Origin of the sequence: Bradyrhizobium sp. KB893862 SZCCT0404, assembly GCF_018130885.1 — a bacterium.
In the GTDB taxonomy this organism is placed as follows: domain Bacteria; phylum Pseudomonadota; class Alphaproteobacteria; order Rhizobiales; family Xanthobacteraceae; genus Bradyrhizobium; species Bradyrhizobium stylosanthis.
In genome coordinates this window covers 113,225-139,230 of sequence record NZ_JAFCLT010000003.1, presented here as the reverse complement: position 1 = coordinate 139,230, position 26,006 = coordinate 113,225, and the positions used below count along the sequence as shown (strand labels likewise).

Here is a 26,006-nt window from a genome sequence, read left to right as displayed (position 1 = left end):
CTTGCCCATGCGTGCACTTCGCTCCGTCCCTGGTGGGAAGCTACGTCGATGAAGTATCGTAGGATCGGCATTATCGGCGCGGGCCTGATCGGAAAGGCCATCTACGACGAGGTGCTCCGTTGCGAGCAGGCCGAAGTGGCGTATGTCCTCGCGTCGCGCGCAGGTCGCGCTTCCATGCGGAGTTCCGAGTGGCTGGATCCCGGGCTCTGCGTCCACGACCTCGAAGAGGCATTGGCGCGACCGGTCGACGTCGTGTTCGAGGCCGCTCATGCCGACGTACTGGCGGCGATCGCGCCACGTGTCCTCGTGTCTTCCGATCTTTGCGGGTTCAGCTGCTCCGCCCTGGCCCGACCTGATGTCGAACGTGCCATCACCGAGAGCTGCCGGGCAAATGGCACACGGTTCTTTCTGCCCCACGGCGCGATCCTGGGTCTCGATGGTCTCGTCGATGGACGCGACTGCATCGAAGACGTGACGATCACAACCACCAAGAGCGCCGCTGGATTGGGTTTGCAGGACAGTGCCGAGGGCGTCGTCTTCGAGGGCCCCGCCAGGGAAGTCTGTCGGAAATTCCCGCGAAACGTGAATGTGCATGCCGCGATCGCCATTGCCGGCATCGGTTTTGATCGGACCAAAAGCATCGTGGTGGTGAAGCGAGGAACCGACGAGATGAATCATCGCATTCAAGTTTCCGGAAAAGGGTTCGCTTGGGACTTCTCGGTCGCATCGCGCTCGCTTGGCGGCGTCACGGGGGCTTACACCCCCAGATCGGCTGCCGGCTCGGTGCGGCGGATTCTGGCGTCCGAAGGAATCGTCAATGGCTAGGAGATGGGCAATCGAGGGATTGCCTTCCGACGAGGGATAGGTAGGCCGACAATGCTTCAAAAAAACAGCTCGGGTGAAAACTGGGTCGTCGGCGTCGACGTCGGTGGTACCTTCACCGACTTTTCGGCCAGGAATCTAGCGACGGGGCGCGTGCTGGTTCACAAACGGCCCTCGACGCCTGACGATCCCTCGCGCGCTGTTCTGCATGGGCTGCGAGAGCTCACCGAGAAGTATCGTATCGACCCAAAGGCAATTTCGCGTTTCGCACATGGCACGACTGTCGCGACCAACGCGCTGCTTCAGCGCAAGGGCGCCAAAGTGGCTCTGGTCACGACGAAGGGCTTTCGCGATCTCGTCGAGATCGGCCGTCAGGTCCGGCCGCACATCTATGATCTGCAACTCGACGCCCCCCAGCCTCTGGCGTCGCGCGCGCTTCGCTTCGAGGTCGATGAGCGTATCGGGCCGGCGGGTGAGGTGATCCGCGAGTTGTCGGACGCGTCAATCGACGCAATGGTCGCGGAATTGAAGAAGCAGCCGCAGATCGAAGGGGTGGCAGTTTGCCTGATCTTCTCGTTCCTGAATCCCGCTCATGAGAAGCGCGTCGCCGCGGCGCTGCGTGCAGCATTCCCCGATGTTTTCGTTTCCGTGTCCAGCGAGGTCCAGCCGGAGTTTCGTGAGTTCGAGCGGTTCTCGACCACGCTGATCAATGCGTTCCTTCAGCCCGAGGTAGGCCGCTACATGGATCGGCTGAAAGCCGAGGTGACGACGGTCGCGCCAAACGCGGAGTTCGGCATTTTCCAGTCGAGCGGGGGTCTGATGTCGGTGGACAGGGCCGCGCATTTCCCGGTCCGCACGGCATTGTCCGGTCCCGCCGCGGGCGCTGTCGGCGCGGCCGGCGCAGGCGCGATGTCCGACATCCTCGACATCATCACGCTCGACATCGGAGGCACCAGCACCGACGTCTGCCTGATCCAGGCCGGCAGGACCGCCATCGCGAGCACCCGGGACATTTCCGGCTTCCGAATCCGGTTGCCGATGGTTGACATTCACACGGTTGGCGCAGGCGGCGGATCCATCGCAAGGTTGGGCGGGGATGGCCTGCTGAAGGTCGGCCCCGAAAGCGCGGGGGCAGTGCCGGGACCGGCCTGCTATCGCCGTGGCGGCACGCTTCCCACCGTCTCCGACGCCAATGTGATTCTGGGTCGGTTGCCCGTCACGCTGACCGGCGGAGACATGACCATCGATCGCAACCTTGCCGTCAAGGCTGTCGAGCCGATCGCGTCCGAACTCGGCCTCAGCGTGGAGAAGGCGGCGCTCGGCATCGTCGGCATCGTGACATCCAATATGGTTCGCGCCATTCGGGCCGTGACGATCGAAAGAGGCTACGATCCGCGCAAGTTCGTTCTCATGCCTTTCGGCGGTGCCGGTGGGCTGCACGCGGCCGACGTCGCACGTTCGCTTGGCATCAAGCGCATCATCGTCCCGCGTGCGCCGGGAATTCTGTGTGCCGAAGGCCTGATCCTGTCGGATCTGCAGGAAGACTTCGTCGCAAGCTGCCGGACCCGTGTCACCGGGGACATGGAGGTCGCCGCAACCGTCGTTGCGGACCTCATCAAGCAAGGCGAGGCCTGGATTGCCCAGGAAGGCGAAGGCGCGCTCGAAACCCGTCTCGTCCTGTCGCTGGACATGCGGTATGTCGGTCAGAACTATGAGCTTAGCGTCGAGGTCGCGAACGGCTCCGGCCGCCCGGTGTTGCCGGGAGCCGATGCCCTGCGGGCGGCGTTCTTCGCCGAATATCTGCGGGCTTACGGCCACTACGACGAGCAGGCGCCGATCGAGATCGTGAACGTCCGGCTACGGACAATTGCCAAGCTTCCCCAGCGGCAGTCGGCAACCGAAACTCCGGCCCAGCGGCTTGAGCCGCGCGATACCAAAGCTGCCTGGTTTGACGAAGCGGGATCCGTTCCGACGCCGATGTTCGACCGCTCAGGCCTTCCGACGGGCGCCACCATCAAGGGCCCGGCGATTATCACGCAGCTCGACTCGACCACGGTGGTCCCGCCCTGGGCCCAAATCACGGTCGATGCGGCCCTCAACATGATCATGGAAATCAACAATGTCTGAGATCGCGATTGATCCGATTTCCCTTGAAATCGCCTGGAATGGCCTGAAGTCGATCGCCGACGAATGCTTCATCAGCATCATGCGGAGTGCGTTTTCCACCAATGTGAAAGAGCGCCACGATCACTCGACGGCGATTGCCGACGCGCAGGGGAGGCTGGTGGTGCAGGCGGAAATGGCGCTGCCGATCCATCTCGCATCGATGCGGGGCCTGATGGACTTCATCCTGAAAAGGTATGGCAGTGACATCCATCCCGGTGACGTCTTCATCGCCAACGACCCGCACGTTGCCGGCGGCACGCATCTCCCCGACATCAACATGGCAATGCCGGTCTTCGAAGGCACCCGCCTGATCGGATTCGTAGCCAACATCATTCACCATGCCGATGTCGGGGGAGCGGCGGTCGGCTCGATGTCTGGTGGCCTCGACGAGATCTACAAGGAAGGGCTGCGGATTCCGATCATCCGGCTCTATTCCAAGGGCGTGCTCAATGAAGATCTGCTGACGCTCCTGCTGCTCAACATGCGTCTCGAGGAGGAGCGCCGCGGCGACCTCAACGCGCAGATCGCGGCCTGCAAGCTCGGAGTGTCCAGGCTCGAGGACATGTTGCGAGAGCATGGTGGCGACAGGATCTCGACCATCTTCTCCGAAGTGATTGCGCGCACCGAAATGCGGATGCGCAAGGCTATCGCCTCGCTGCCGGATGGCGTCTACTCCTTCACCGACTTCATGGACGATGACGGCGCGGGCACCGAGGACATCAAGATCGCGCTCAAGATCGAAAAGAAGGACGATCGGATTCTCTTCGATTTCGAGGGCAGCGACCCGCAGGTGCGTGGCAATTTCAACATGGTCTTCAATGCGACCCAGTCGGCGGTGTGCTTCGCGCTCAAGGCCCTGCTGGACCCGAACGTGCCGAACAATCACGGCATCTTCGACGCGATCGAAATCAAGGCGCCGCTCGGCTCATTCGTGAATTGCGTCGCTCCCGCGGCGGTCGCCTTGCGCGCCAACTCATGTCAGCGGGTCGTCGACTGCGTGTTCGGCGCGCTCGCCGAGCAGGTCCCGGACCGCGTGGTCGCGGGCACCAACGGCGCAAATACAAGCGCCGTATTTGCCGGCACCGATCCGCGGACGGGGCAGCTCTACGTCTATCTCGAGACGCTCGGCGGCGGCATGGGTGCGCGTGCGACTTTCGACGGCAAGGATGGCGTCCAGGTCAACATCACGAACACGTCCAACCTTCCCGTCGAAGCGATCGAGCTCGAATATCCTCTTCGTGTCGAGGAATATTCCCTGATCGAGGACACCGGAGGCGCAGGTCGTTTCCGGGGCGGACTGGGGATCCGGCGCACCATCCGGCCGATCGGTCACGCCTGCGAGTTCAACGGGGTCGGAGAGCGGTTCGTTCACAAGCCCTGGGGGCTGTTCGGTGGCGAGGACGGAGCCACCGGCCGCTTCTACATTCGCTCCGACGACGGCCAGGTCAAGGAACTTGCCGCCAAGGCGTGTTGCATTCGGCTGCGGCCGAACGATGTCGCGGTGCTCGAGACCGCCGGGGCCGGCGGTTACGGTCCTGCGGCCGAGCGACGCCCCGAGGCGGTCCGCGAGGATCTGGCGTCGGGCAAATTCTCTGATGAATACGTGAAGCAGCATTACCCCGGCGGGGCCTGAGCTCTTCAGGATCCTGGCCCGGGCCAATGCCGGGACGGTTACCAAAAAAATGACTCCGAAGATGAGCGCGCAGCAAGACGATTGTTCAACGTGAGACAGGAGAAACCGATGCAGGATTTCACACGACGTAAAGTTCTGGCTCTGGGCGCCATGGGCGTGGCAATGCCGTGGGTTACCAAGGCAAGCGCACAGGAGCGGAAGATCACCGTCGCCGCGTACAGCGACATCTTCGAGGATATCTACAAGAAGACGGTCATCGAGCCGTTCATGAAGGCGAACCCCGGCATCCGTGTGGACTACATGGGAATGCCGACGTCCGCCCAGAACCTCGGAATGTTGCGGGCACAGAGGGCGGCGCCGCAGATCGACGTCTGCATCATGGACGTTGTCGTGGCCAAGGCCGGCGGCGATGAAGGCATCTACAAGCCGGTCACCGCGGAACAGCTTCCGGTCATGAAGGAACTGGTCCCCGCAGCTCTCATCGAGGGTGTGCCAGGTCCGGCCGTAACGTTTGATACCATCGTCATGATGTACGCCCTGAACAAGTTCCCGACCCCGCCGACGTCGTGGAGGGAGCTCTGGAACAAGCAGCATGCAGGTCGCATCGCAATCGATGCTCCGCCCAATTTGCTCGGCGTCGGGCTGACGCTGATCGCGAACAAGCTGGCGGGAGGTGGAGACTATCGCCAGTCGATCGACAAGGGAATCCAGCTGCTGGGCGAAATGGCGCCGCTGGTGCAGACCTGGGATCCCAAACCCAATCCCTATGCGGCGCTTGCGAACGGGGTTGTCGACCTCGGCATCGGCTACAATGCCCGTGCGCAAACCGTTTCCAAGCAGAATCCGGATCGCATGGCGGTCGCGATGCCTGAAGAAGGGTCGATCGCCCAGATCAACACGATCAACCTCGTCAACGGGTCCAAGCAGCCTGAGGCAGCGCTTCAGTTCATGTCACATGCACTGAGCCCGGAAGCGCAGTCGGCGTTCACCGAGGCACTCTACTACGTGCCGACCAACAAGGGCGCTTCAATCTCCGAGGAAGCGCGGAAGCGGACGGCGGCAACGCCGGAGCGCATGGCCCGGATGATCGACGTGGATTGGATCGAGGTTGCCAAGTTCAGGGACAAGATCACCGAGCAGTGGCGTCGGAACGTGATCAGCCGCAGCTAGGCCTCTCGAAGATCGGCATCCAGCGCAGGGGCGTCACGCAGGTGACGGGTTAAATTGTACCTAGAGGTAGAGTCTTTAGAAAAGCGGTACGGCAACTTTGCGCCGTCGGTGTCCGATCTGTCGTTCTCGCTCGGACAGGGCGAGCTGCTCGGCCTTCTCGGCCCATCGGGTTGTGGCAAGACCACGACCCTCCGGATGATCAGCGGTCTCGTTCAGGCGACGTCGGGCAAGATCAAGGTCGGCGGTCAGGATGTCACCCGGCTGCCGACCTACCGACGCAATATGGGGGTGATGTTCCAGTCCTACGCCCTGTTCCCGCATATGACGATCGCGGAGAATGTCGCGTTCGGCCTGCAGATGCGCAAGGTGAAGCAATCGGATATCGCCAAGCGAGTCGAATCCGCGCTCGCAATGGTTCATCTGGCTGGCGTTGCGGAACGCAAGCCCCGCGAGCTTTCGGGCGGGCAGCAGCAGCGAATTGCTCTTGCGCGCGCGCTCGTGATCGAGCCCGACATTCTGCTGCTCGATGAACCGCTATCCAATCTGGACGCGAAGCTGCGCGACAGCATGCGCAACGAGATTCGGGAGATCCAGCAGCGCCTGCGGATGACCACCGTCTTCGTCACGCACGATCAAACGGAAGCCATGGCCATTTGCGACCGGATCGTCGTGATGAATCGCGGCAAGCTGGAGCAGATCGGCAGTCCTCACGACATCTACGAGAATCCCGCTACGCCGATGGTGGCCGAGTTCGTCGGCCGGATCAATCGACTGGAGGGGCAATGGCGGAATGACGGCGCCATCGCCGTGGGTGACTCCCTGATCCGGGCGAAGGACGGTAGCGGCGCGGGCCGTGTGCTGATCATGATCCGGCCTCATCGGATCGACCTGAGTGCATCGGGTGCGGAGAGCGTGACCTCGCCGGAGGAGAATGCCGTCACCGGCACGGTCCGTCATGTGACCTATGTCGGCGATACGTTTCAGTATGAAGTGGCGACCACGGGCGGTCTCCTGCACGTCGAAAAGGCCACGAGCTCGGCGGCGGAGCCCTTGCAGCCCGGCGACGCCGTCACGCTACGCTGGAAAACGCAGGACACACTGACGTTCTCCACGGAGGTCGCGGGATGACCGTGTCGACCGCCGACGAAGGGACAGGAACCAGCGGCGGAAGGCTGCTCATAACGCTTCTTCTGCCCATCGTCCTTGTGAACGTCATAGCCTTCATTGCACCGGTCGCAAATCTGGTGGCCATGTCGTTCCGGGAAGCCACGGCGACCGGATCGATGAAGGAGGGCATGGACCTCGCGACCTGGCGTTCCCTGGTCACCGACACATACTATTGGTCGATGCTGTGGCGAACGGTCTGGATCGGCGCGCTCATCACGTTCATCACGCTGGTCCTCTCCTATCCTCTTGCGCTGTTCGTCAGCCGCGCCGAGAGGGCCAAGGCGCTGCTCATCGTGCTGTGCATTTCGCCGCTGCTGATCTCTGCCGTCGTGCGCACCTACGGCTGGATGGTCATCCTCGGCGATCAGGGCTTCCTGCCGGCGCTGCTGCGTTCATTCAACGTGACGCCGCCGCGCCTCATCAACAGCCAGCTCGGCGTCATCATCGGCATGACCGAAATTCTCATGCCCTACATGATCCTCTCTCTGCTCTCCGGATTCGGGAAGCTGGACACGACCCTGGAACAGGCCGCCGAGACGCTTGGAGCCGGTCCGCTCACGGTGTTCCGCCGAATTGTCTTTCCGCTCAGCATGCCCGGAGTTCTGCTGGGGTGCCTGCTTTGCTTCGTGCTCGCCGTGAGCAGTTTCATAACGCCCAAGATGCTGGGCGGCGGCCGGGTGGCGCTGCTCGCAACCGAGATCTACGATCAGGCCATCGTCACTCTGAACTGGCCGGTCGCAGCCTGCCTGTCGGTCCTGATACTGATCGTGTTCGGAACGGCCTTGCTGTTCTACGGTCAGCTCGCAAAGATCGTCGAGTGAGGAGGCGGGTCGTGCTGACAAAGATCTCCCGAAGCCTTCACGCGCTGGCCATCGTCTCGATCATGATGTTCCTGCTCGCTCCGGTGATCCTGGTTTTCCCGATATCATTCTCCGCCGACGCTTATGTGGCCTGGCCGCCGTCGGCCTGGAGCACGAAATGGTACGTTGCGCTCCTTCATAATGACGAGATGGTAACGGCGTTTCGAAACAGCCTGATCGTTGCCTCGTGCGTGACTGCCATTACGCTCGTTGTCGCGATGCCCGCTGCCGTCGCGTTGACGCGCGGGCATTTTCGGGGGCGCGATGCTCTGACGTCCCTGTTCACCGCGCCGCTCTTGCTGCCCAGCATCGTCTTGGGCCTCGCCATCCTCGTCGTATTCGCCGGCTACGGTCTGGTCGGCAGCTGGCCTGGCGTCATCATTGGACACCTTGTCATTACCCTGCCGTACGCCTTGCGAGTGCTCATCACCGGTCTCAGCACCATGCCGCCCTTTGTCGAGGACGCAGCCGGGACGCTCGGAGCCGACCCTTGGGAGATCTTCCGCCGGATCACGCTCCCGCTGATGACGCCTGCACTCGTCGCATCCGCGGCGCTGTCCTTCATCGTCTCGTTCGACGAAGTCGTGCTTTCGCTGTTTATCGCGGGAACGCAGCTGAAGCTGCTCCCGGTCTCGCTCTATCACTACGTCGAGAGCTGGACCGATCCGCTCGTCGCCGCCGTCTCCGCGCTCCTGGTGCTGGGCACACTCGGCATCGTGCTGATTGTGGAGCGTGCCATCGGTTTGGGGAAGGCTGTCTCGAAGTAGCCATCGGAACGCCAACGGATAACCTTATGATAACGATCGACGATATTGCGCAGGCGCGAGTACGGCCGCATGGAAAGCACGTCGTTACGCCTCTTCTCGACGTAATCTCGCCGGCGGTTTCGCGGTTTCCGACCATGACGTCGCGGAATCCGTTCGGCTGCTATTCACGGCAGCCTAATTGGTTGTCGAACCCGGCGGCGCCGTGGGGCTCGCCGCACTGTTGGCTGGCCATGTCGATCTGCGAGATAGAGCAGCCGTGGTCGTGCGTTCCGGTGGAAATGCCGATCTGGCGTTCTTCAAGCAGAGAATTGCGTAACGCCAACGCAAGCGGAGCAACTGAATGAAAAGTAAGATCATCGATGGAAAGGCCAGGGCGGCCCAAGTTCGATTACTGGCGGCTGACGCTGCTAAGCGGCTCCGCGAGAACCACGGAGTCACCTGTGGCTTGGCTGTGGTGCTCGTGGGTGAGGATCCGGCTTCCCAGGTCTATGTCCGGAACAAGAGCGCCCAAACTCGCGAAGTCGGAATGAACTCGTTCGAACATCGGCTGCCCGCTGATGCTTCCGAGGATGCGCTTCTGGAATTGGTTGCGAAGCTCAATCGGGACGATGCCGTCGACGGCATATTGGTCCAGCTGCCGCTGCCGCCGCACATGAATACGGATCGTGTCGTCAACGCAATAGCGCCGCACAAGGACGTCGACGGCTTTCACATCTCCAATGTCGGGCTTCTGGGGACCGGACAGAAGGCGTTGGTGCCGTGCACCCCGCTCGGCTGCATGATGATGCTGAAAGAGCGTCACGGCGACCTTTCGGGCCTCGAGGCGGTCGTCGTAGGGCGGTCAAACATCGTAGGTAAGCCCCTGGCGCAGCTCCTTATGATGGCGAATTGCACGGTGACCGTGGCCCACAGTCGAACGCGTGACCTTCCTTCGGTATGTCGACGAGCCGATATTCTCATCGCCGCGGTCGGGCGAGCCGAGATGATTCGAGGGGATTGGATCAAGCCAGGCGCCTCCGTGATCGATGTTGGCATCAACCGTGTCGAGCGCGACGACGAGTTTCGGCTCGTCGGCGATGTCAATTTTGACGAGGCGGCAGCCGTCGCTGGTGCGATTACACCTGTTCCGGGAGGTGTGGGGCCCATGACGATCGCCTGTCTCCTTGTCAACACGCTGACAGCAGCGCATCGCGCCAGAAATTTGCCAGAGCCGCTCGGTTTGACGGTTTGAGAGGCCCGCGCCGTTTCACCAACCGGCAGCATTCCTGCCAATCCAGTCGAGATCGTCCATGAGCCATTTCCTTCTCTCGGTCACGTGCCCAGCCAGGCGGGGCATCGTTGCCGCCATTGCTACGTTCCTCGCGCAGAGCGGCTGCAACATAGCGGACAGTTCGCAATTCGATGATGCCGAGAGTGATCGCTTCTTCATGCGCGTGAGCTTCCTCTCCGAGGAAGGTGCGCAGCTTTCAACCTTGCGGGAAGGCTTTGCCGCTGTCGCGGAGAAGTTCGACATGAAGTGGGCGATACATGACGCATCCAAGCGAATGAAGGTCGTGATCATGGTGTCGCGCTTCGGCCATTGCCTGAACGATCTGCTGTACCGCTGGCGGATCGGCGCGCTCCCGATCGATATCGTCGCGGTGATCTCGAACCACCTCGACTACCAGAAGCTCGTCGTGAATCACGACATCCCGTTCCATTTCATCCGCGTCACGAAGGAGAACAAGCCCGACGCCGAGGCTCAGCAGATGCAAATCGTGGAGGAGACCGGGGCCGAACTCGTCATCCTGGCGCGCTACATGCAAATTCTTTCCGACGAGATGTGCCGCAAGATGTCGGGGCGGATTATCAACATTCACCATTCGTTCCTGCCATCCTTCAAAGGCGCCAATCCTTACCGGCAGGCGTTCGAGCGCGGCGTGAAGCTGATCGGAGCGACGTCGCATTACGTAACGGCGGACCTGGACGAGGGCCCGATCATCGAACAGGACACCGTCCGCGTGACGCATGCGCAGAGCCCGGAGGACTATGCGAGTCTGGGAAGGGATGTGGAGAGCCAAGTTCTCGCGCGGGCGGTCCATGCGCACATACACCGCCGCGTACTGGTCAACGACGAAAAAACGATCGTCTTTCCTGCCTCGCCTGGATCATATGGCTCGGACCGAAATGGCTGATGCCGATGCCTAAAATCTGGCACTTGGGCAGAGTTGTCCCGAGGCTAGCTTACACTAGCGTACCTGACACGATACGAACGTGTAACCTTTGCCTTCGGCGGGAGACGATCACATTATGGGCCGGTGCCGAAAGTCTTTGATCCTCAAGTATGCTCGAACGCTGTCCGTCTGAAGGATGGTTTGCGACAGGAGCACGGCGGCTCTTTGAAGTGGGAGGGATGAAGCGATCAAGCTCTGCAGCGCTTACTCGCACCAGAGGCACCGATACGCCGAGACAAGCTATTAGCTGTCGGTCAGGGGAAACGACGGGGACCGCGCAGCCGAGACGCCCTTCACGTATTTCTCATTGGTCTTCGCCCAACCGCGACGGCGTGTCTCGGCGAGAAGCTTCAGGAGAGTGGCGCAATCCACCATGGTGCTATCCGTGTACCGCGTCAGGGTGAGTGAGCGACATAACTTCTCGCGCATTCTCTCGCTCGGGATTTTTGCACTTGCGCAGAAAAACGCCTCTGTGCAAGACAACTGGTCGCTGTACGGGCAATTAAGGGGATCGAGCTGTGACAGTTTCTCTTGACGGCGAAATTCGAGACGGCCGGCACTGCATGCAGGTGCGAGTCTATTTTGAAGATACCGACGCCGGCCAGATTGTTTATCACGCTAATTTTCTGCATTTCATGGAGCGCGGTCGAACAAATTACCTACGCCTGCTCGGCACCAATCAGCGGGCCCTGCTCGAGGAAGCGCGGAATGATGCCCCTAGCTTCGCCTTCGTCGTCCGTTCGATGACAATCGATTTTCTCAAACCCGCAGTTTTGGACGACGTCCTTGATATTGTCACGCTCCCACAAGAGATGAGAGGCGCGTCAATTGATTTGCTGCAGGAGTGCAGGCGCGGGGACGAGCTCTTGGTCTCGGCGCGGGTACGGGTCGCGTTTATCTCGGGCGGAAAAGCGCAGCGTATCCCGAAGGCTCTGAGGCTTGCTATGGAAAATCACATATGAGTCTACCTTTAGTTCACGCCTTAACGCTCCAGCGCCCCAATGAAATCAATGCGTTGGCTTGTTGCGACATCGTCAAGTCAGAGTTTTCTGGCATCGTCTATCACGCCAACTATCTGCGCTACATGGAGCGCGGGCGCACCAATCATCTCCGGCTGATGGGCGCCGAGCAGCAGGCGCTGTTTGACCAGGCCGAGACGGAAGGGTCCGGCTTTGCCTTCGTCGTGCGCTCGATGCATCTGGATTTTCTGAAGCCGGCGCGGATGGACGACGTGCTCGACATCGTGACCTGGCCGGTCGCGGTGAAGGGCGCGTCCATCATGCTGGCGCAGGAGGTGCGGCGCGGTGAGGACGTACTGGTGAAGGCCGAGGTGCGCGTCGCCTTCATCAGCGGCGGCCGCGCCCAACCGATCCCGAAATCAATTCGTACGCTGATGAAAGCCGATTTGATTTCCTGATCGCCCGATAAGTGATCGGCCGATGGGCCCTGGCCTATCGACTCCATCGCGTGCGGCGATAGATTTGCGGCCCCGACCAACCGATGAGGCCATCATGTCGCGCCCGCCGCTTCCGCCCTTCACCCGTGAAACCGCCGCGCAGAAGGCCCGCATGGCCGAGGACGCCTGGAATTCACGCGACCCCGTGAAAGTCTCGCTCGCCTATACCGAGGACAGCCGCTGGCGCAACCGCTCCGAAGTGTTCCAGGGCCGCGAAGCCATCGTCGCCTTCCTCACCCGCAAATGGGAGAAGGAGCACGACTACCGCCTGATCAAGGACCTCTGGGCCTTCGACGGCAACCACATCGCCGTGCGATTCCAGTACGAATGGCACGACGGCAAAGGCCAGTGGTATCGCTCCTACGGTAACGAGCAGTGGGAGTTCGACGAGCACGGCCTGATGCGGAGACGCGAGGCGTCGATCAACGACATCATGATTGCGGAGAAGGACCGCCGGTTTCACTGGCCGGCGCCCGGGCCGCGGCCGGCCGATGTGCCGGGGCTGGGGACGGATCCGTTCTGAAGTTTGCGAGATAGCGCAGCGAGCACGCTGCACCCTCTCCCCTTGCGGAGAGAGTGGCTTCGCGAAGCGAAGCCGGGTGAGGGGTCTCTCTCGGCGTATCCAACTCTCATCGAATGCGCGGATAGATACCCCTCATCCGGCGCTTCGCGCCACCTTCTCCCGCAAGGGGAGAAGGGAAGAGGAGCGTGCGGCCAGCGCGGCGAACTACGCGGACGTGCGCCTTGCCAGAAACCTCGTAATCGCTCCACCGAGCTTCGCGCTGTCCATCGGCTCCGCCAGTGAAGCCCGTGCCGTTGCCACGACATCCTCCGGCGCCTTGCCGTCGCGCAATTCGCAGCACACTTCCGCGAACCCAACATCGAACTCCGGATGCGGCTGCACGGTCAGCGTCGCGCCGTTGGCGTAGAGCAGGCCGGCATGCGGAGTGAATTCCGACGAGAGGATCGTGAGTGCGTCGCTTGGCGACTCGATCACCTGGTCCTGATGCGAGGCGGCGATCGCGACCGCTGCGCCGTCGACGACGCCATTCTCCGGCAGCACCTGGTAGACGTGGCGGCCGATGCCCCAGCCCTTCTCGGATTTGCGCACGGTGCCGCCGAGCGCCTGCGCGATCAACTGGTGACCGAAGCAGACGCCGACCATCGGGGTCTTGTTGGTGTAGGCCTTGCGGACGAAGTCCTCGAGCGGCGCGATCCAGTCGAGCCCGTCATAGACGCCGGCGGCCGCACCGGTGATCAGCACCGCCTCGAGCTCGCCGGGATCGGGCAGCGCGTCGCCATTGGGAATGCTGACGACCTCGACCGTCGCGGTCGGATCCTCGGCGCGGACCATGCGCGCGAACATGTCAGGGAACGAGCCATGCTGCTCACGATACTTTTGCGGGACCTGTCCGGTCTCGATGATGGTGATGCGTGCCATGTGCCCCCCGGTCAAAAGGTTGCGAAGCCTAGCTGTTTTCTGCCCCATGTTGCTGGTGTGGCGCTGTGCGCTCCAGCTGCGCGCTTTCCTTGCGGACCTCGTTGAGGAACGCCTTGGCGAGGCGCGACAGCGGCTCGGCTTCCGACCACAGCATATAGGCCACTGCATGCGTCGTCGGCGTGAACGGCCGCACGACGAGGCCGTTGCCGCCGTTCTGCCGCGGCGAGAACGGATCGACCACCGCAGCGCCGACACCGGCAGCGGCAAGTACGCAGGCCGTGTTGCAGTAGCGGACCTCGACGGTGGGGCGGAACGGCGCGCCGGCCCGGGCAAAGCTGTCGCGCACGGCTTCGCCAAGCCGCGTGCCGCGCTCGAGCCCGATGAAGGGCAGGCCGGACAGATCCGCGGCCGAGATCACCGGCTTGCCGGCGAGAGGATGCTGCGGCGGCAGCACGCACACCATCTCGCCGGTGTGCACCACCTCGTGCGCGATGCCGGGATGATGCGTCAGGCCGAGGGCGAAGCCGAGCTCGGCGACGCGGCTGAGCACGCCCTCGATGATGCCCTCATAGCGGCGCACGTCGAAGAAGACGCGTGTCTCCGGGCGGCGGCGCAGGAAGCCCGAGAGTGCCGAGGGAATGATGCTGTAGGCGAGCGGCGGCGTCGCGACGATGGCGAGATGCCCCGATCGGTTCTCGCGCAGATCGCGAACGCGGCTCTCGAGCTTGGCGTGCAGTGCGAAGATGGCCTCGCTCTCCTTGTAGAGCGCCATCGCTTCGGCGGTCGGAAACAGCCGGTTGTTGACGCGCTCGAACAGCGCAAAGCCCGCCTGCGCCTCCATCGTCTTCAGCGCGTTGCTGACCGCGGGCTGCGACAGTGCCAGCTCGTCCGCCGCCGCCACCGTGGTGCGGTGGCGGATGACGGCACGGAGGATCTCGAGCTGACGCAGGTTCATATCACTGCCGTTTATACTCTGGGCCAAAACATCATAGCAGAACGAATTGATTTTGCAGCCCCGCTTGCGCGTAATGGCAGCGGATTTGCACGTCGCATCAAAGGGTTCATTCGCCCATTGAGGCAGCACTGCGCACAGATTGGAGGCAATCTTGGTTCGTGTCCTTCGCGCCGCAGCCGCCCAGATGGGGCCGACGCAAAAAGCCGATAGCCGCGAGCATACGCTGAAGCGGATGCTCGACATGCTGGAGCAGGCCGCTAGCCGCGGCGCCAGTCTCGTGGTGTTTCCCGAGCTCGCCTTCACCACCTTCTTCCCGCGCTGGCTGCTCGAAGGCGACGCGCTCGACCGGTATTTCGAGCGCGGCATGCCGAACCCGGCGGTGGCAAAGCTGTTCGACCGCGCGCGTGCGCTGCGTGTCGGCTTCTATGTCGGCTATGCCGAGCTGACGCCGGACGGCCGCCGCTACAATTGCGCCATCCTGGTCGATCGCGACGGTGAAATCCTTGGTCGCTATCGCAAGGTGCATCTGCCGGGCTCGGTCGAGCCGCGCGAGGGCGCGCGCTACCAGCAGCTCGAGAAGCGCTATTTCGAATATGGCGACCTCGGCTTTCCCGCTTTCCGCGCCGGCTCGGCCTGGGCCCACGCCATCATGGGCATGATGATCTGCAATGACCGCCGCTGGCCGGAATCCTGGCGCGTGCTCGGCCTGCAGGGCGTCGAGCTTGTCTGCATCGGCTACAATTCGGCGGCCTACGATCCCAACGGTGGCACCACGGAAGACGGCGCGCTCCGCACCTTCCACTCGACGCTGGTGACGCAGGCCAATGCCTACATGAACGCGACCTGGGCGATCTCGGTGGCGAAGGCGGGCGAGGAGGACGGCTCCGGGCTGATCGGCGGCTCCTGCATCGTCGATCCGAACGGTCGCATCGTCGCACAGGCGCAGACGCTGGCGGATGAGGTGATCGTCGCCGACATCGATCTCGATATGTGCCGCCAGGGCAAGGACAAGATGTTCAACTTCGCCGCCCACCGGCGGCCCGAGCAATACAGGGTGATCACCGAACGCGCCGGCGTCGTCGAGCCGGCCGTTCTCGACGCAGATTGATTTCAAACAGCCGGTCGCGGCGTTGGCAATGGAGCTGACATGACACGCCTCTCGCATTTCCTTGGGTTGGCAGCCTTGGCCGCCGTGACATCGGCGCAGGCAGCCGAGCTTCCGGCGGAGATCAAGCAGGCGGGCACGCTGAAGCTCACCGTCAATTCGACCTATGCGCCGATGGAATATCGCGATCCCGCGACCAATGAGCTGGTCGGGCTCGACATCGATCTCGCCAACGAACTCGCCAAGCGGCTCGGCGGCCTCAAGATCGTCTGGAGCGAGACGCCATTCGCGGAGTTGATTCCCTCACTCCAGACCAGGCGCGCCGATTTCATCATCTCCGGCATCTCGGATCGCGCCTCCCGGCGCGAGACCGCCGATTTCGTCGATTACCTCGCCACCGGTCCGCAGTTCTTCGTGATGGCCGACAGCGCCGCCAAGGACGCGACCGATCTCTGCGGCAAGAAGGTCGGCACCACCCGCAGCACCAGCTTCCCGGTCGAGATCGAGAAGTGGAGCAAGCAGAACTGCGAGGCGGCCGGCAAGCCGGCGATCCAGTACGTGCCGGGCGAGAACTCGATCGACGTCCGCAACCAGCTCAAGCAGGGCCGCATCGACGCCGCCGTGCAGGGCAGCGAGACGCTGCCTTATGCGCAATCCCAGGAGCCGGGCAAATACCGCATCGTCGGCGAGGCCTTTGCGAAGGGCTATCAGGGCATCATGTTCCGCAAGGACGACGTGGCCCTGCGCGAGGTGGTGACCGAGAAGCTCGCCACCATGATTGCCGACGGCGCCTACAAGGCCGTCCTCGACAGATGGGGCCTGGCGGCCAATGCGGTCGAAAAGCCCATGCTGAACGCGGCGCCGCAATGAGGCCGGCCCCGGCACTCGCGGAGGGTTTCCCCGATCTGTCGGGGATGCGGATCGCGCGCGAGCCGCACTGGTTTCGCTGGATCAGCGCCGCCCTGATCGTTCTCGTGCTGGCGGCGATCGCCCGCGCGTTCGCGAACGGTCAGATCGAATGGTCCTATGTCAGCCGTTTCCTGACAGCCAAGGTCATTCTCGAAGGCATCGTCAACACCATGGTGATGGCGGTGCTGGCGATGACGCTCGGCATCGTGCTCGGCATCGTCGTCGCGATCATGCGGCTGTCGCCCAATCCGGTGCTGAAGACGGTCGCCGCCGGCTATACCTGGCTGTTCCGTGGCACGCCGCTGATCCTTCAGCTCTTGTTGTGGTTCAACCTCGCGCTGGTGTTTCCGACCATCGGTATTCCCGGCCTGTGGAGCGCGCGGGCGGTCGATGTCATGACGCCGTTCCTCGCCGCATTGCTCGGGCTCGGCATCAACCAGGGCGCCTATACCTCGGAAGTGATGCGTGCCGGCATGTTGTCGGTGGACATCGGACAATACGAGGCAGCGCAGGCGATCGGCATGGGACGGCTGCGCGCGCTGCGGCGGATCGTGCTGCCGCAGGCGATGCGCGTTGTCATCCCGCCGCTCGGCAACGAGTTCATCGGCATGGTAAAGGCGACCTCGCTGGCGAGCGTCATCCAATATCCGGAGCTGCTGCACAACGCCGAGAACATCTACTATGCCAACTCCCGCGTCATCGAGCTCCTGATCGTCGCCGGGCTCTGGTACCTGCTCGTGGTCTCGATCCTGACGCCGCTGCAGATGCTGCTCGAACGCCGCTTTGCCCGCGGCACATTGCGGCTGGCGCGATGACAAAGCCCCTCGTCGCGATCCGCTCCGTCAGCAAGAGCTTTGGCGAGTTCCAGGCCCTCAAAAGCGTCTCGCTCGACGTCTGGCCAGGCGAGGTGATGTGCCTGATCGGCGCCTCCGGCTCCGGCAAGACCACGTTGCTCCGCTGCATCAACCAGCTCGCGATGATCGACAGTGGCGGGATCTGGCTGGATGGCGAGCTGCTCGGCGTGCGCGAGCAGGGCGGCAAGCTCCATCGTCTCTCCGAGCGTGAGATCGGGCGGCAGCGGCTCAAGACCGGCATGGTGTTCCAGCGCTTCAACCTGTTTCCGCACAAGACCGCGCTGGAGAACATCACCGAAGGCCCGACCCAGGTGCAGGGACGCAAGGCCGACGAGGTGCGCAGCGAAGCGCTCGAGCTTCTGCGCCGCGTCGGCCTCGCCGCCAAGGCTGACTCCTATCCCGCGCAGCTCTCCGGCGGCCAGCAACAGCGCGTCGCGATTGCGCGGGCGCTCGCCATGAAGCCGATGCTGATGCTGTTCGACGAGCCGACCAGCGCGCTCGATCCCGAGCTCGTCGGTGAGGTGCTCGCGGTGATGAAGGAGCTGGCGAAGAGCGGCATGACCATGATGGTGGTGACGCACGAGCTCGGCTTCGCGCGCGAGGTCGCCGATCGCGTCGTCTACATGGACCAGGGCGCGATCGTCGAGCAGGGCCGCGCCTCGGACGTGCTGGGCACGCCGCGCGAGGAACGGACCAAGGCATTTCTTTCGGCTGTGATCTGACATGGGGGCGTGGTGATGAAGAGATTTTTGCTTGCGGCGGCGTTGCTGGGCGCCATCAGCACATCGGTGATGGCGATCGAGCTGCCGCCTGACATCGCCAAGCGCGGCAGCCTCAAGGTGGCGCTGGTGCCGAACTATCCGCCGATGGAGTTCCGCGACCCCGCCACCAATGCGCTGTCCGGTTTCGACATCGATCTCGGCGAGGCGATCGGCCGCAAGCTCGGCGTCAAGATCGAATGGACCGAGACCAGCTTTGCAGAGTTCATGCCGTCGATCTCGACCGGGCGGGTGGACGCGATCCTGTCCGGCTTCACTGACTATGCCAGCCGGCACGAGATCGCGACCTTCGTCGATTATTTGCGCAGCGGTCCGCAGTTCTTCGTGCAGCAGTCGCGCAAGGCTGAATTCAAGGACGCGGCGGCGCTGTGCGGCAAGAAGGTCGGCGCCAGCCGCCGCACCATGTTCCCGGCGCAGATCGCGGCGTGGAGCGAGAAGAATTGCGGCAGCAGTCCGATCCAGTTCGTCGGCACCGACGGCTCGGCCGACGCGCGCACCCAGCTCCGGCAGGGCCGCATCGACGCCGCCGCCCAGGGCAACGAGACGCTGCCCTACATCATGGACCTCGAGCCCAACACCTATGCGACCGTGGGCGATCCCATCGCGCAGCAATTCACCGGCATCGCGCTGCCGGTCAAGGAAAAGACGCTGCAGCAGGCCATGCTCGAGGCGGTCGACGCGCTGATCGCGGACGGCACCTACAAGACCCTGCTTGCCAAGTGGAAACTGACTGACAACGCACTCGAAAAGGCGACCATCAATGCTGGACAGTAAGGCACTCCAGAGCATCCCGCTCACCCCAGCCAACACCGCGGATCCCGCGCCGGACTATCCCTGGCCGAAGCCGTACAATTCGGCGATGTTCCTGTCGTTCGACGTCGATGCGGAGAGCGCGTGGACCAGCAAGGACGCCGTGCACGCGCAGCGGCTCATCACCATGAGCTATGGCGGCTTTGAGGCACGTGTCGGCACGCCGAAACTGCTGGAGCTGCTCGACCAGCTCGATCTAAAGGCGACCTTCTTCGTCACGGGATGGTCGGTCGACGCGCATCCGGCGATGGCCGAATCCATCCTGAAGGCCGGGCACGAGATCGGGCATCACGGCTATCATCATCTCTTGCCCGATCCCGGCGATCCCTGGATCGAGGAGGAGCTGGAGCGCGGCTTCGAGGCGCTGAAGCGCCGGCTCGGCGTCAAACCGACCGGCTATCGCGCGCCCTATGGCGAGTTCACCGAGGAGCTGCGCGTCGCGCTGGTGCGCCACGGCATCGTCTACACCTCCTCGTTCCGCGATGATGTGCGTCCTTATCGCCATCGGCTTGCCGACGGCAAGCCCGGCACGATCGAGCTGCCGGTCACCGCGAGCTATGACGACTGGATGCATGGCCTCTCCGCCCGCTTCAGCCCGCGCTCGATCTTCCCCAAGGAGCACGTGCTCTCGATGTGGAAGGACGAGCTGGATGAGGTCCGCGACTGGGGCGCGATGGTGACGACGGTGCTGCATCCGCAATGCAGCGGCCGTCCGATGCGGCTGCGGCTGCTCCGCGAGTTTCTCACCTACGCGAAATCGTGTCCCGATGTCTGGATCACGACCGGCGAGAAGATCGCGGAAAACTTCCTGCGCCACGAAGCCGGCAACCGCTGAGCAGTGCCATGACCCGCCGCCGTATCCTCGTCATCAACCCAAACTCCTCGGCGTCGGTGACGGCGGCGATCGACGATGCGGTCGCGCCGCTGCGCATCGCCGGCGGGCCTGACATCGAGGTGGTTGGCCTCGCCGAGGGGCCGCCGGGCATCAGCTCGCAGCGCGATGCCGACAGTGTCGTCATGCCGCTGGTCAATCGTGTGTCGCGGGACAAGGCCGATGCGTTCGTGCTGGCCTGCTTCAGCGATCCCGGGCTGCATGCGGTGCGCGAAGCCGCCGGCGGACGTCCGGTGATGGGCATCGCCGAATGCGGCATCTTTCGCGCGATGATGCTGGGCGAACGCTTCGGCATCATCGCGCTGTCGCCGTCGAGCATTCGCCGCCAGCAGCGCATGGCGCGGGTGATGGGCGTCGACAGTCGCTATGCCGGAAGCTGGTCTGTCGGTGCGAGCGCGGCGGAGACGGCAGGCGCCGACATCCGCGGCCGCCTGATCGACGCCGGCCGCGCGCTGGTCACCCAATGCCGGGCCGACGTGGTGGTGATGGGCTGCGCCGGCATGGCCTCGCACCGCGCGGCGATCGCGGATGCGATCGGCGTGCCCGTGGTCGAGCCTGCGCAGCAGGCGGTGGCCGCCGCGATCGGCGCGGTCTTGTTGAACACGTAAAAACGAACAATGAAGTTCGATCTCTTCAGGAGCCTCTCGTAATGTCTATCTCCCGCCGCTCGCTCCTCAAGGCCGCCGCCGCAGTACCGGCGCTGTCGCTGCCGGGCATCGTGCGTGCTGAATCCCAGTCCACGCTGCGCTTCATCCCCGTCATCGACCTCGCCTTCGTCGATCCCATCTATTCCACGGCACAGGTGTCGCGAAACCACGGCTTCATGGTCTACGACACGCTCTACGGCATGAGCTCCTCGCTCCAGGTCTCGCCGCAGATGCTGTCGGGTCACACGATCTCGGGTGACGGGCTGCAATGGGACCTCACGCTTCGCGACGGCCTGTTCTGGCATGACGGCGAACGTGTGCTCGCCCGCGACTGCGTTGCCAGCATTCGCCGCTGGGCGGCACGCGACGGCTTTGGCGGCGAGCTGATCGAGGCAACCGCTGAGCTGTCGGCCGCCGACGACCGCACCATTCGCTTCCGTCTCAAGCGCCCGTTCCCGCTGCTGCCGCAGGCGCTCGGCAAGGCCGCGATCAATGCCTGCTTCATGATGCCGGAGCGGCTGGCGAGCCAGGACCCGTTCAAGCCGCTGACCGAGGTGATCGGCAGCGGCCCGTTCCGCTATCTCGCCGATGAGCGCGTGCAGGGCGCCCGCAACGCCTACGCAAAATTCGAGCGCTACCAGCCGCGCACCGACGGCAAGCCGGATTGGACGGCCGGGCCGAAGATCGTGCATTACGACCGCGTGGTCTGGACCACCACGCCCGACGCCGGCACCGGCGTCGCCGCGCTCCAGACCGGCGAGCAGGACTGGCAGGAGACCACGCCGCATGATCTGCTCCCGGTGATCAAGGCGGCCGGCGACATCGAGACGCGCGTCCTCGACCCCAGAGGCTATGCCTGCATGCTGCGCCTCAATCATCTGCAGCCGCCGTTCGACAATCCCGCCATCCGTCGCGCGCTCCTGGGCGCGATCGATCAGTCCTCGTTCATGACGGCCGTCGCCGGTGTCGATCCGGCTTTCCAGGTCTCGCCCATCGGCTATTTCGCCCCGGCGACGCCGATGGCGAGCGACGTCGGGCTCGACGTGTTCCGCGGCCCGCGCAACTACGACAAGGTCAAGGCCGACCTGAAGGCCGCCGGCTACAACGGCGAGAAGATCGTGCTGCTCGTCCCCACCAACTCGCTGGCGCAGAAGCCGCTCGGTGAAATCGCGGTCGACAGTCTGCGCAAGGCCGGGATGAACGTCGAATATGCCGGGCTCGATTTTGCCGTGGTGCTGCAGCGCCAGCTCAAGAAGGATCCGATCGGGCAGGGAGGCTGGAGCGCGGCGGTCGGCAACTGGCAGGGCATCGACTGGCTCAACCCGGCCGGCAACACCAATATCCGCGGCGAGGGCAAGGTCGCCGGCTGGTATGCGAGCACGAAGATGGGTGAGTTGCGCAGCCAATGGCTGGCAGCCTCCGAGCTTGCCGAGCAGCAGCGCATCTGCCGCGAGATCCAGGCGGTCGCGTTCGAAGAAATCCCGTATATTCCGATCGGCCTGTACAAGCAGCCGACCGCCTATCGCAAAACCATCACCGGCATTCTCGACGGCACCGCCGTGTTCTGGAACGTACGCCCCGCATGAGCACCACAGCAATCTTCGGCAGCTATGTGCTGTCACGCAAAGACGGCGCGCAGGACGTATTGCGCGACCATTGGGTCTTGGTCGAAGGCAAGCGGATCGCGGCCGTCACGCGCGACAGGCCGCGCGCCGACGCGGTCTATGATCGTCCCGGCCGCTTCGTGCTGCCGGGCCTTCTGAACCTGCACAATCACTGCTTCTCGGAGGCGGTGGCGCGCAGCCACACCGAGGACGGCAACGGCCGCAAGAACAACCAGAGCATCGTCTACACGGTGCTGTTGCCGCTGACCAAGCGTGGCGCCGACATCCTGTCGGCGGAGGAGCGCATGGCCGTCGCGCGGCTCGGCATCCTCCAGCTCCTCAAGGGCGGTGCCACCACGGTGATGGAGCCGTTCCGCAATTCGATCCCCGAAATGTTCGACGCGGCGGAAGAGATGGGCATCCGCTTCTACGGCGCGCCCTATCTGTTCTCGACCTCCGATGCCAAGGCTGGTCCGGACGGCGTGGTGCGCTATTCCGGCGACGACGGCGCCGCCGACATGGCGACGTGGGATGCGCTCTATCAGCGCTGGAACAATCGCGGCGATGGCCGCATCAGCCTCGCCATGAGCCCGCATGCCACCGACACCTGCGGTCCTGATCTGCTCAAAGCCTGCGCCACGCGGGCGCGCGAGCTCGGCGTGCCCATCACGACGCACATGGCGCAGAGCCGCGCCGAGGTCGAGACCATCGGCAAGCGCTATGGCGGCCGCACCCCGGCGGAGTATCTGGACTGGCTCGGCCTGCTCGCGCCCGACCTGATGGCGGCGCACTGCATGTTCAGCAGCGATGACGATCTCAAGCTGATGGCCGCGCGCGGCATGACCGTGCTCAATTGCCCGCGCGTGTTCGCACGCGCCGGCGTCACCGCGGCGTTCAGCCGGTTCGCCGAGCACGGCGTCCGCGCCGTGGTGGGCACCGACGGCTACAACATGGATCTGCTCGGCGAGCTCAACGCGGCGTCGCTGATTTCCAAGGTCACCTCGGCGCGCCCCGACGTCGCGAACTCACCCGAGCTGATCGAGGCGAACACGGCTGTTGCCGCCGACGTCATCAAGCGGCCGGATCTCGGCCGCATCGAGCCGGGCGCGACCGCCGATCTCACAATCGTCGATCTCACTCACCCGCATCTCCAGCCGTTGTTCGATCCGCGCCGCGCCCTGATCGCGCTCGCCAACCGCGCCAACATCGACCAGGTCATGGTCGACGGCCGCGTGCTGGTCGATGAAGGGCGCTATCTCGGTGCGGATGAGGCGGCGATCACCGCGGCCGGCAGCGCCGCGATCGGCAAGATCTGGGACCTGCCGGAGGCGCAGGCGGCCTTCAACGGGTGAGCGCGGCCCCGAAGGAGGTATGCTCCCTCTCCCGCTTGCGGGAGAGGGTAGGGGAGAGGGCTCTCTCCGACCGGGGATACTCCCCTAGAGGAGAAAGCTCCCACCCGGCGCTTCGCGCCGACCTCCCCCGCAAGCGGGAGAGGTTGCAGCGAGCCTGTGGCCAGATTGTCCTAACTCGCGGCCTCTGGCAGATCGTCGAATGCGGCGAGCGATTTGCGCATGGTCTCCACCAGATCCAGCGCCACCGGCGAAGGACTGCGCTGCGCCGGAAAGACGGCGGAGAACTCGAAGTCGATGCGTGGCAGGAAGCGGCGCGCGACCACGCCGCGGGTGGAGAATTCCCTCGCGGTGAAGGGGTCGCAGATGGCGACGCCAAGTCCCGACGACACCATGCCGCACATGATCTCCGACAGCGTGGTCTCCACCCTGAGCACGCGGCGGACGTCATGGCGATGAAACACCTGGTCGACGAGGTGGCGGCTCGATGATCCCGCTGACAGCGAGATGAAGGTCTCGCCTTCGAAATCGCGCGGCTCCAGCACTTCCTTTTCGGTGAGGCGATGACCCGTCGGCAGCACCGCGACGCGCGCGGGCGCCGGCAGCCGCAGGCTCGGCAGGCCGGAATGCGCGATCGGCACCTCGGCAAAGCCGATGTCGCATTGGTTGTTCAGCACCCAGTCGACCACGATCGGAGAGATCACGCCGAAGAAGGCGAGGTTGAGGTTGGGCCGCTCCATCAGGAAATGTCCGGCGAGGCGCGGCAAATAGCCGTTCGCCAGCGCCGGCAGCGCGGCGATGCGCAGCGAGCCGGTGCGGCGACCGCGGATTTCCTCGGCCGCCGCGGTGATGCGCTCGAGGCCGACGAAGGAGCGCTCGACCTCGGTGTAGAGCGCCATCGCCGCGGCGGTCGGCACGAGGCCGGTGCCGCGCCGCTCGAACAGCTCCATTTTCAGCAGCGCCTGCAGGTCGCGCAGCAGCCGGCTCACGGCCGGTTGCGTCACCACCATCAGCTTCGCAGCCTCGGTGACGCTGCCGGTCAGCATGGTCGCCCGGAAGGCCTCGACCTGCCGCGAATTGATCCGCGCCATACCCTTTTCATCCATAACATTTTGGCATGCAGAGGGTGCCATTATTCATTGGACGATGGAAGTATACGTTGCGATCTTTTTCATCAGGACTGGAGACAGCCCGCTTTTTCGGCAGATTGGAGGGGTTCAAACCTCCAGATCGCACCAAAATCCGCCGAATGGGGGCCGGAGCCCTGATCGGACGCGGATTGGCGCGGAAGGGAATGCGGCAACGCGCTTCAGCCAGCGAGACTCGTCGGCACGTCACCTCATTCCGGTATTGGAGATCGGTCCACATGAAGACTTTTCGCCTTCTGACCGCGGTCAGCTTCGCAGCGCTCATCGCCGTCCCCTCGGTCGCGTCGGCCCAGCAAAAGACGCTCTATGTCGCCGGCTACGGCGGCTCGTTCGAGAAGACGATCCGCGACGAGGTGATCCCGGCTTTCGAGAAGGAGAACGGCGTCAAGGTCGAGTACGTCGCCGGCAACTCCACCGATACGCTGGCCAAGCTTCAGGCGCAGAAGGGCAATCAGCAGATCGACGTCGCCATCGTCGACGACGGCCCGATGTATCAGGCGATCCAGCTCGGCTTCTGCGGCAAGCTCGAGGGACTGCCGGAGGCCGATCTCTACACTACCGCACGCTTCAAGGACGATCGCGCCGTTGCGATCGGCATTGTCGCCACGGGCCTGATGTACAACACCAAGGTGTTCAAGGAGAAAGGCTGGGCGCCGCCGACCTCGTGGAACGACCTGAAGGACACGAAATACGCCAAGCAGCTCGTGATCCCGCCGATCAACAACACCTACGGTCTCGAAGCGCTGGTGATGCTGTCGAAGATGAACGGCGGCGGCGAGACCAACGTCGATTCCGGCTTCAAGATCTTCAAGGAAGAGATCAATCCGAACGTGCTCGCCTATGAGCCGTCGCCGGGCAAGATGACCGAGCTGTTCCAGTCCGGCCAGGCGGTGATTGCGGTGTGGGGCACCGGCCGCGTGCAGAGCTTTGCCAATACCGGCTTCCCCGTCGACTTCGTCTATCCGAAGGAAGGCGCGGCAACGCTGCTGACGACGGCCTGTCCGATCACCAAGCCGAACGCTTCGCCGCTGGCATCCAGCTTCGTCAAGATGCTGCTCGACCCGAAAATCCAGCTCGTGATGCTGAAGGACTACGGCTACGGCCCGGTGCTGAAGTCGCTGGTGATCCCGCCGGAGCTCGGCAAGATGGCGCCGATCGGCGAGCGCGCGGCGAAGCTCTACAATCCGGACTGGACCGTCATCAACGAGAAGCGCGAGGAGTGGACCAAGCGCTGGAATCGCGAGGTCGAGCGCTGATCG

General features: G+C 63.7%; 27 protein-coding genes. 23 read left to right on the top strand and 4 right to left on the bottom strand.

From position 1 onward, the window contains the following. Positions 1–48 precede the first annotated feature (48 nt). From JQ617_RS14635 to purU, 10 genes are all read left to right on the top strand, one after another. Positions 49–825: an aspartate dehydrogenase domain-containing protein gene (locus JQ617_RS14635; protein WP_212026923.1), complete on the top strand. Its 777-nt coding sequence runs from the start codon at positions 49–51 to the stop codon at positions 823–825. Between the two features lie 3 nt (positions 826–828). Beyond that, positions 829–2,949, top strand: a complete 2,121-nt coding sequence (locus JQ617_RS14630; protein ID WP_249157112.1) for a hydantoinase/oxoprolinase family protein — start codon at positions 829–831, stop codon at positions 2,947–2,949. Further along, entirely contained in the window at positions 2,942–4,621 is a 1,680-nt protein-coding gene (locus JQ617_RS14625) for a hydantoinase B/oxoprolinase family protein (RefSeq protein ID WP_212026922.1), read from the top strand. Before JQ617_RS14630 ends, JQ617_RS14625 begins: the two co-directional genes overlap by 8 nt. A gap of 108 nt (positions 4,622–4,729) precedes the next feature. Next, a complete protein-coding gene (locus tag JQ617_RS14620) occupies positions 4,730–5,791 on the top strand; it encodes an ABC transporter substrate-binding protein (RefSeq protein WP_212026921.1) in 1,062 nt (353 codons plus the stop codon). A 108-nt stretch (positions 5,792–5,899) separates the two neighbouring features. Beyond that, the gene (locus tag JQ617_RS14615; protein ID WP_349630615.1) at positions 5,900–6,919 is read left to right on the top strand and encodes an ABC transporter ATP-binding protein; all 1,020 of its coding nucleotides are present in this window, start codon (positions 5,900–5,902) and stop codon (positions 6,917–6,919) included. Beyond that, positions 6,916–7,779: an ABC transporter permease gene (locus tag JQ617_RS14610; RefSeq protein WP_212026919.1), complete on the top strand. Its 864-nt coding sequence runs from the start codon at positions 6,916–6,918 to the stop codon at positions 7,777–7,779. Before JQ617_RS14615 ends, JQ617_RS14610 begins: the two co-directional genes overlap by 4 nt. A gap of 11 nt (positions 7,780–7,790) precedes the next feature. Then, entirely contained in the window at positions 7,791–8,585 is a 795-nt protein-coding gene (locus tag JQ617_RS14605) for an ABC transporter permease (protein WP_349630613.1), read from the top strand. A 26-nt stretch (positions 8,586–8,611) separates the two neighbouring features. After that, positions 8,612–8,929, top strand: coding sequence for a hypothetical protein (locus tag JQ617_RS14600; protein WP_212026918.1), 318 nt, complete (start codon positions 8,612–8,614; stop codon positions 8,927–8,929). Further along, a complete protein-coding gene (folD, locus tag JQ617_RS14595) occupies positions 8,926–9,816 on the top strand; it encodes a bifunctional methylenetetrahydrofolate dehydrogenase/methenyltetrahydrofolate cyclohydrolase FolD (protein WP_212026917.1) in 891 nt (296 codons plus the stop codon). The genes JQ617_RS14600 and folD overlap by 4 nt, the downstream gene beginning before the upstream one ends. A gap of 58 nt (positions 9,817–9,874) precedes the next feature. Continuing rightward, positions 9,875–10,759 (top strand): formyltetrahydrofolate deformylase, encoded by an 885-nt coding sequence (purU, locus tag JQ617_RS14590; RefSeq protein ID WP_212026916.1) that lies wholly within the window; start codon positions 9,875–9,877, stop codon positions 10,757–10,759. Positions 10,760–11,041: 282 nt separating this feature from the next. Here the strand turns inward: purU and JQ617_RS40460 are convergent, their stop codons facing one another. Beyond that, positions 11,042–11,281: an IclR family transcriptional regulator domain-containing protein gene (locus JQ617_RS40460; RefSeq protein WP_502754881.1), complete on the bottom strand. Its 240-nt coding sequence runs from the start codon at positions 11,279–11,281 to the stop codon at positions 11,042–11,044. 35 nt (positions 11,282–11,316) lie between these two features. Here JQ617_RS40460 and ybgC point away from each other — a divergent pair, with 35 nt between their 5' ends. The 3 genes from ybgC (at position 11,317) to JQ617_RS14570 (ending at position 12,777) form a co-directional block, all read left to right on the top strand. Then, a complete protein-coding gene (gene ybgC, locus JQ617_RS14580; protein ID WP_212026915.1) occupies positions 11,317–11,760 on the top strand; it encodes a tol-pal system-associated acyl-CoA thioesterase in 444 nt (147 codons plus the stop codon). A gap of 53 nt (positions 11,761–11,813) precedes the next feature. Further along, positions 11,814–12,215: a YbgC/FadM family acyl-CoA thioesterase gene (locus tag JQ617_RS14575; RefSeq protein ID WP_212026914.1), complete on the top strand. Its 402-nt coding sequence runs from the start codon at positions 11,814–11,816 to the stop codon at positions 12,213–12,215. Positions 12,216–12,309: 94 nt separating this feature from the next. Next, positions 12,310–12,777: a nuclear transport factor 2 family protein gene (locus JQ617_RS14570; protein WP_212026913.1), complete on the top strand. Its 468-nt coding sequence runs from the start codon at positions 12,310–12,312 to the stop codon at positions 12,775–12,777. 204 nt (positions 12,778–12,981) lie between these two features. Here the strand turns inward: JQ617_RS14570 and JQ617_RS14565 are convergent, their stop codons facing one another. Next, complete coding sequence (locus JQ617_RS14565) at positions 12,982–13,695, bottom strand: type 1 glutamine amidotransferase (RefSeq protein WP_212026912.1); 714 nt, start codon at positions 13,693–13,695, stop codon at positions 12,982–12,984. 28 nt (positions 13,696–13,723) lie between these two features. Next, on the bottom strand, positions 13,724–14,650 hold the full coding sequence (locus JQ617_RS14560; RefSeq protein ID WP_212026911.1) for a LysR family transcriptional regulator: 927 nt from the start codon (positions 14,648–14,650) through the stop codon (positions 13,724–13,726). 151 nt (positions 14,651–14,801) lie between these two features. Between JQ617_RS14560 and JQ617_RS14555 the strand changes: the two genes are divergently transcribed. The 9 genes from JQ617_RS14555 to JQ617_RS14515 are packed head-to-tail and all read left to right on the top strand — an operon-like array spanning position 14,802 to position 23,602. Next, positions 14,802–15,758, top strand: a complete 957-nt coding sequence (locus JQ617_RS14555; protein WP_212026910.1) for an N-carbamoyl-D-amino-acid hydrolase — start codon at positions 14,802–14,804, stop codon at positions 15,756–15,758. A 39-nt stretch (positions 15,759–15,797) separates the two neighbouring features. Further along, complete coding sequence (locus tag JQ617_RS14550; RefSeq protein ID WP_212026909.1) at positions 15,798–16,625, top strand: ABC transporter substrate-binding protein; 828 nt, start codon at positions 15,798–15,800, stop codon at positions 16,623–16,625. Further along, positions 16,622–17,479: an amino acid ABC transporter permease gene (locus JQ617_RS14545; protein ID WP_063694148.1), complete on the top strand. Its 858-nt coding sequence runs from the start codon at positions 16,622–16,624 to the stop codon at positions 17,477–17,479. Before JQ617_RS14550 ends, JQ617_RS14545 begins: the two co-directional genes overlap by 4 nt. Beyond that, entirely contained in the window at positions 17,476–18,240 is a 765-nt protein-coding gene (locus JQ617_RS14540) for an amino acid ABC transporter ATP-binding protein (RefSeq protein ID WP_212026908.1), read from the top strand. Before JQ617_RS14545 ends, JQ617_RS14540 begins: the two co-directional genes overlap by 4 nt. Positions 18,241–18,255: 15 nt before the next feature. After that, a complete protein-coding gene (locus JQ617_RS14535) occupies positions 18,256–19,071 on the top strand; it encodes an ABC transporter substrate-binding protein (RefSeq protein WP_212026907.1) in 816 nt (271 codons plus the stop codon). Beyond that, entirely contained in the window at positions 19,058–19,942 is an 885-nt protein-coding gene (locus JQ617_RS14530; RefSeq protein WP_063694145.1) for a polysaccharide deacetylase family protein, read from the top strand. The genes JQ617_RS14535 and JQ617_RS14530 overlap by 14 nt, the downstream gene beginning before the upstream one ends. A gap of 8 nt (positions 19,943–19,950) precedes the next feature. After that, a complete protein-coding gene (locus JQ617_RS14525; protein ID WP_212026906.1) occupies positions 19,951–20,607 on the top strand; it encodes an aspartate/glutamate racemase family protein in 657 nt (218 codons plus the stop codon). 41 nt (positions 20,608–20,648) lie between these two features. After that, entirely contained in the window at positions 20,649–22,232 is a 1,584-nt protein-coding gene (locus JQ617_RS14520) for an ABC transporter substrate-binding protein (RefSeq protein ID WP_212026905.1), read from the top strand. Then, the gene (locus JQ617_RS14515; RefSeq protein WP_212026904.1) at positions 22,229–23,602 is read left to right on the top strand and encodes an amidohydrolase family protein; all 1,374 of its coding nucleotides are present in this window, start codon (positions 22,229–22,231) and stop codon (positions 23,600–23,602) included. The genes JQ617_RS14520 and JQ617_RS14515 overlap by 4 nt, the downstream gene beginning before the upstream one ends. Before the next feature lie 170 nt (positions 23,603–23,772). Here JQ617_RS14515 and JQ617_RS14510 read toward each other — a convergent pair whose 3' ends face one another. Then, on the bottom strand, positions 23,773–24,690 hold the full coding sequence (locus tag JQ617_RS14510; protein WP_212026903.1) for a LysR substrate-binding domain-containing protein: 918 nt from the start codon (positions 24,688–24,690) through the stop codon (positions 23,773–23,775). 275 nt (positions 24,691–24,965) lie between these two features. Between JQ617_RS14510 and JQ617_RS14505 the strand changes: the two genes are divergently transcribed. Further along, entirely contained in the window at positions 24,966–26,003 is a 1,038-nt protein-coding gene (locus tag JQ617_RS14505; protein ID WP_212026902.1) for an ABC transporter substrate-binding protein, read from the top strand. Positions 26,004–26,006 lie beyond the last annotated feature (3 nt).

Excerpts from the sequence above, each read along its gene's own strand:
- JQ617_RS14635 (WP_212026923.1), top strand. The coding sequence starts at position 49 with ATGAAGTATCGTAGGATCGGCATTATCGGCGCGGGCCTGATCGGAAAG.
- JQ617_RS14630 (WP_249157112.1), top strand. The coding sequence starts at position 829 with ATGGGCAATCGAGGGATTGCCTTCCGACGAGGGATAGGTAGGCCGACA.
- JQ617_RS14625 (WP_212026922.1), top strand. The coding sequence starts at position 2,942 with ATGTCTGAGATCGCGATTGATCCGATTTCCCTTGAAATCGCCTGGAAT.
- JQ617_RS14620 (WP_212026921.1), top strand. The coding sequence starts at position 4,730 with ATGCAGGATTTCACACGACGTAAAGTTCTGGCTCTGGGCGCCATGGGC.
- JQ617_RS14610 (WP_212026919.1), top strand. The coding sequence starts at position 6,916 with ATGACCGTGTCGACCGCCGACGAAGGGACAGGAACCAGCGGCGGAAGG.
- JQ617_RS14600 (WP_212026918.1), top strand. The coding sequence starts at position 8,612 with ATGATAACGATCGACGATATTGCGCAGGCGCGAGTACGGCCGCATGGA.
- folD (WP_212026917.1), top strand. The coding sequence starts at position 8,926 with ATGAAAAGTAAGATCATCGATGGAAAGGCCAGGGCGGCCCAAGTTCGA.
- purU (WP_212026916.1), top strand. The coding sequence starts at position 9,875 with ATGAGCCATTTCCTTCTCTCGGTCACGTGCCCAGCCAGGCGGGGCATC.
- JQ617_RS14570 (WP_212026913.1), top strand. The coding sequence starts at position 12,310 with ATGTCGCGCCCGCCGCTTCCGCCCTTCACCCGTGAAACCGCCGCGCAG.
- JQ617_RS14565 (WP_212026912.1), bottom strand. The coding sequence starts at position 13,695 with ATGGCACGCATCACCATCATCGAGACCGGACAGGTCCCGCAAAAGTAT.
- JQ617_RS14560 (WP_212026911.1), bottom strand. The coding sequence starts at position 14,650 with ATGAACCTGCGTCAGCTCGAGATCCTCCGTGCCGTCATCCGCCACCGC.
- JQ617_RS14550 (WP_212026909.1), top strand. The coding sequence starts at position 15,798 with ATGACACGCCTCTCGCATTTCCTTGGGTTGGCAGCCTTGGCCGCCGTG.
- JQ617_RS14545 (WP_063694148.1), top strand. The coding sequence starts at position 16,622 with ATGAGGCCGGCCCCGGCACTCGCGGAGGGTTTCCCCGATCTGTCGGGG.
- JQ617_RS14540 (WP_212026908.1), top strand. The coding sequence starts at position 17,476 with ATGACAAAGCCCCTCGTCGCGATCCGCTCCGTCAGCAAGAGCTTTGGC.
- JQ617_RS14535 (WP_212026907.1), top strand. The coding sequence starts at position 18,256 with ATGAAGAGATTTTTGCTTGCGGCGGCGTTGCTGGGCGCCATCAGCACA.
- JQ617_RS14530 (WP_063694145.1), top strand. The coding sequence starts at position 19,058 with ATGCTGGACAGTAAGGCACTCCAGAGCATCCCGCTCACCCCAGCCAAC.
- JQ617_RS14525 (WP_212026906.1), top strand. The coding sequence starts at position 19,951 with ATGACCCGCCGCCGTATCCTCGTCATCAACCCAAACTCCTCGGCGTCG.
- JQ617_RS14520 (WP_212026905.1), top strand. The coding sequence starts at position 20,649 with ATGTCTATCTCCCGCCGCTCGCTCCTCAAGGCCGCCGCCGCAGTACCG.
- JQ617_RS14515 (WP_212026904.1), top strand. The coding sequence starts at position 22,229 with ATGAGCACCACAGCAATCTTCGGCAGCTATGTGCTGTCACGCAAAGAC.
- JQ617_RS14510 (WP_212026903.1), bottom strand. The coding sequence starts at position 24,690 with ATGGCGCGGATCAATTCGCGGCAGGTCGAGGCCTTCCGGGCGACCATG.
- JQ617_RS14505 (WP_212026902.1), top strand. The coding sequence starts at position 24,966 with ATGAAGACTTTTCGCCTTCTGACCGCGGTCAGCTTCGCAGCGCTCATC.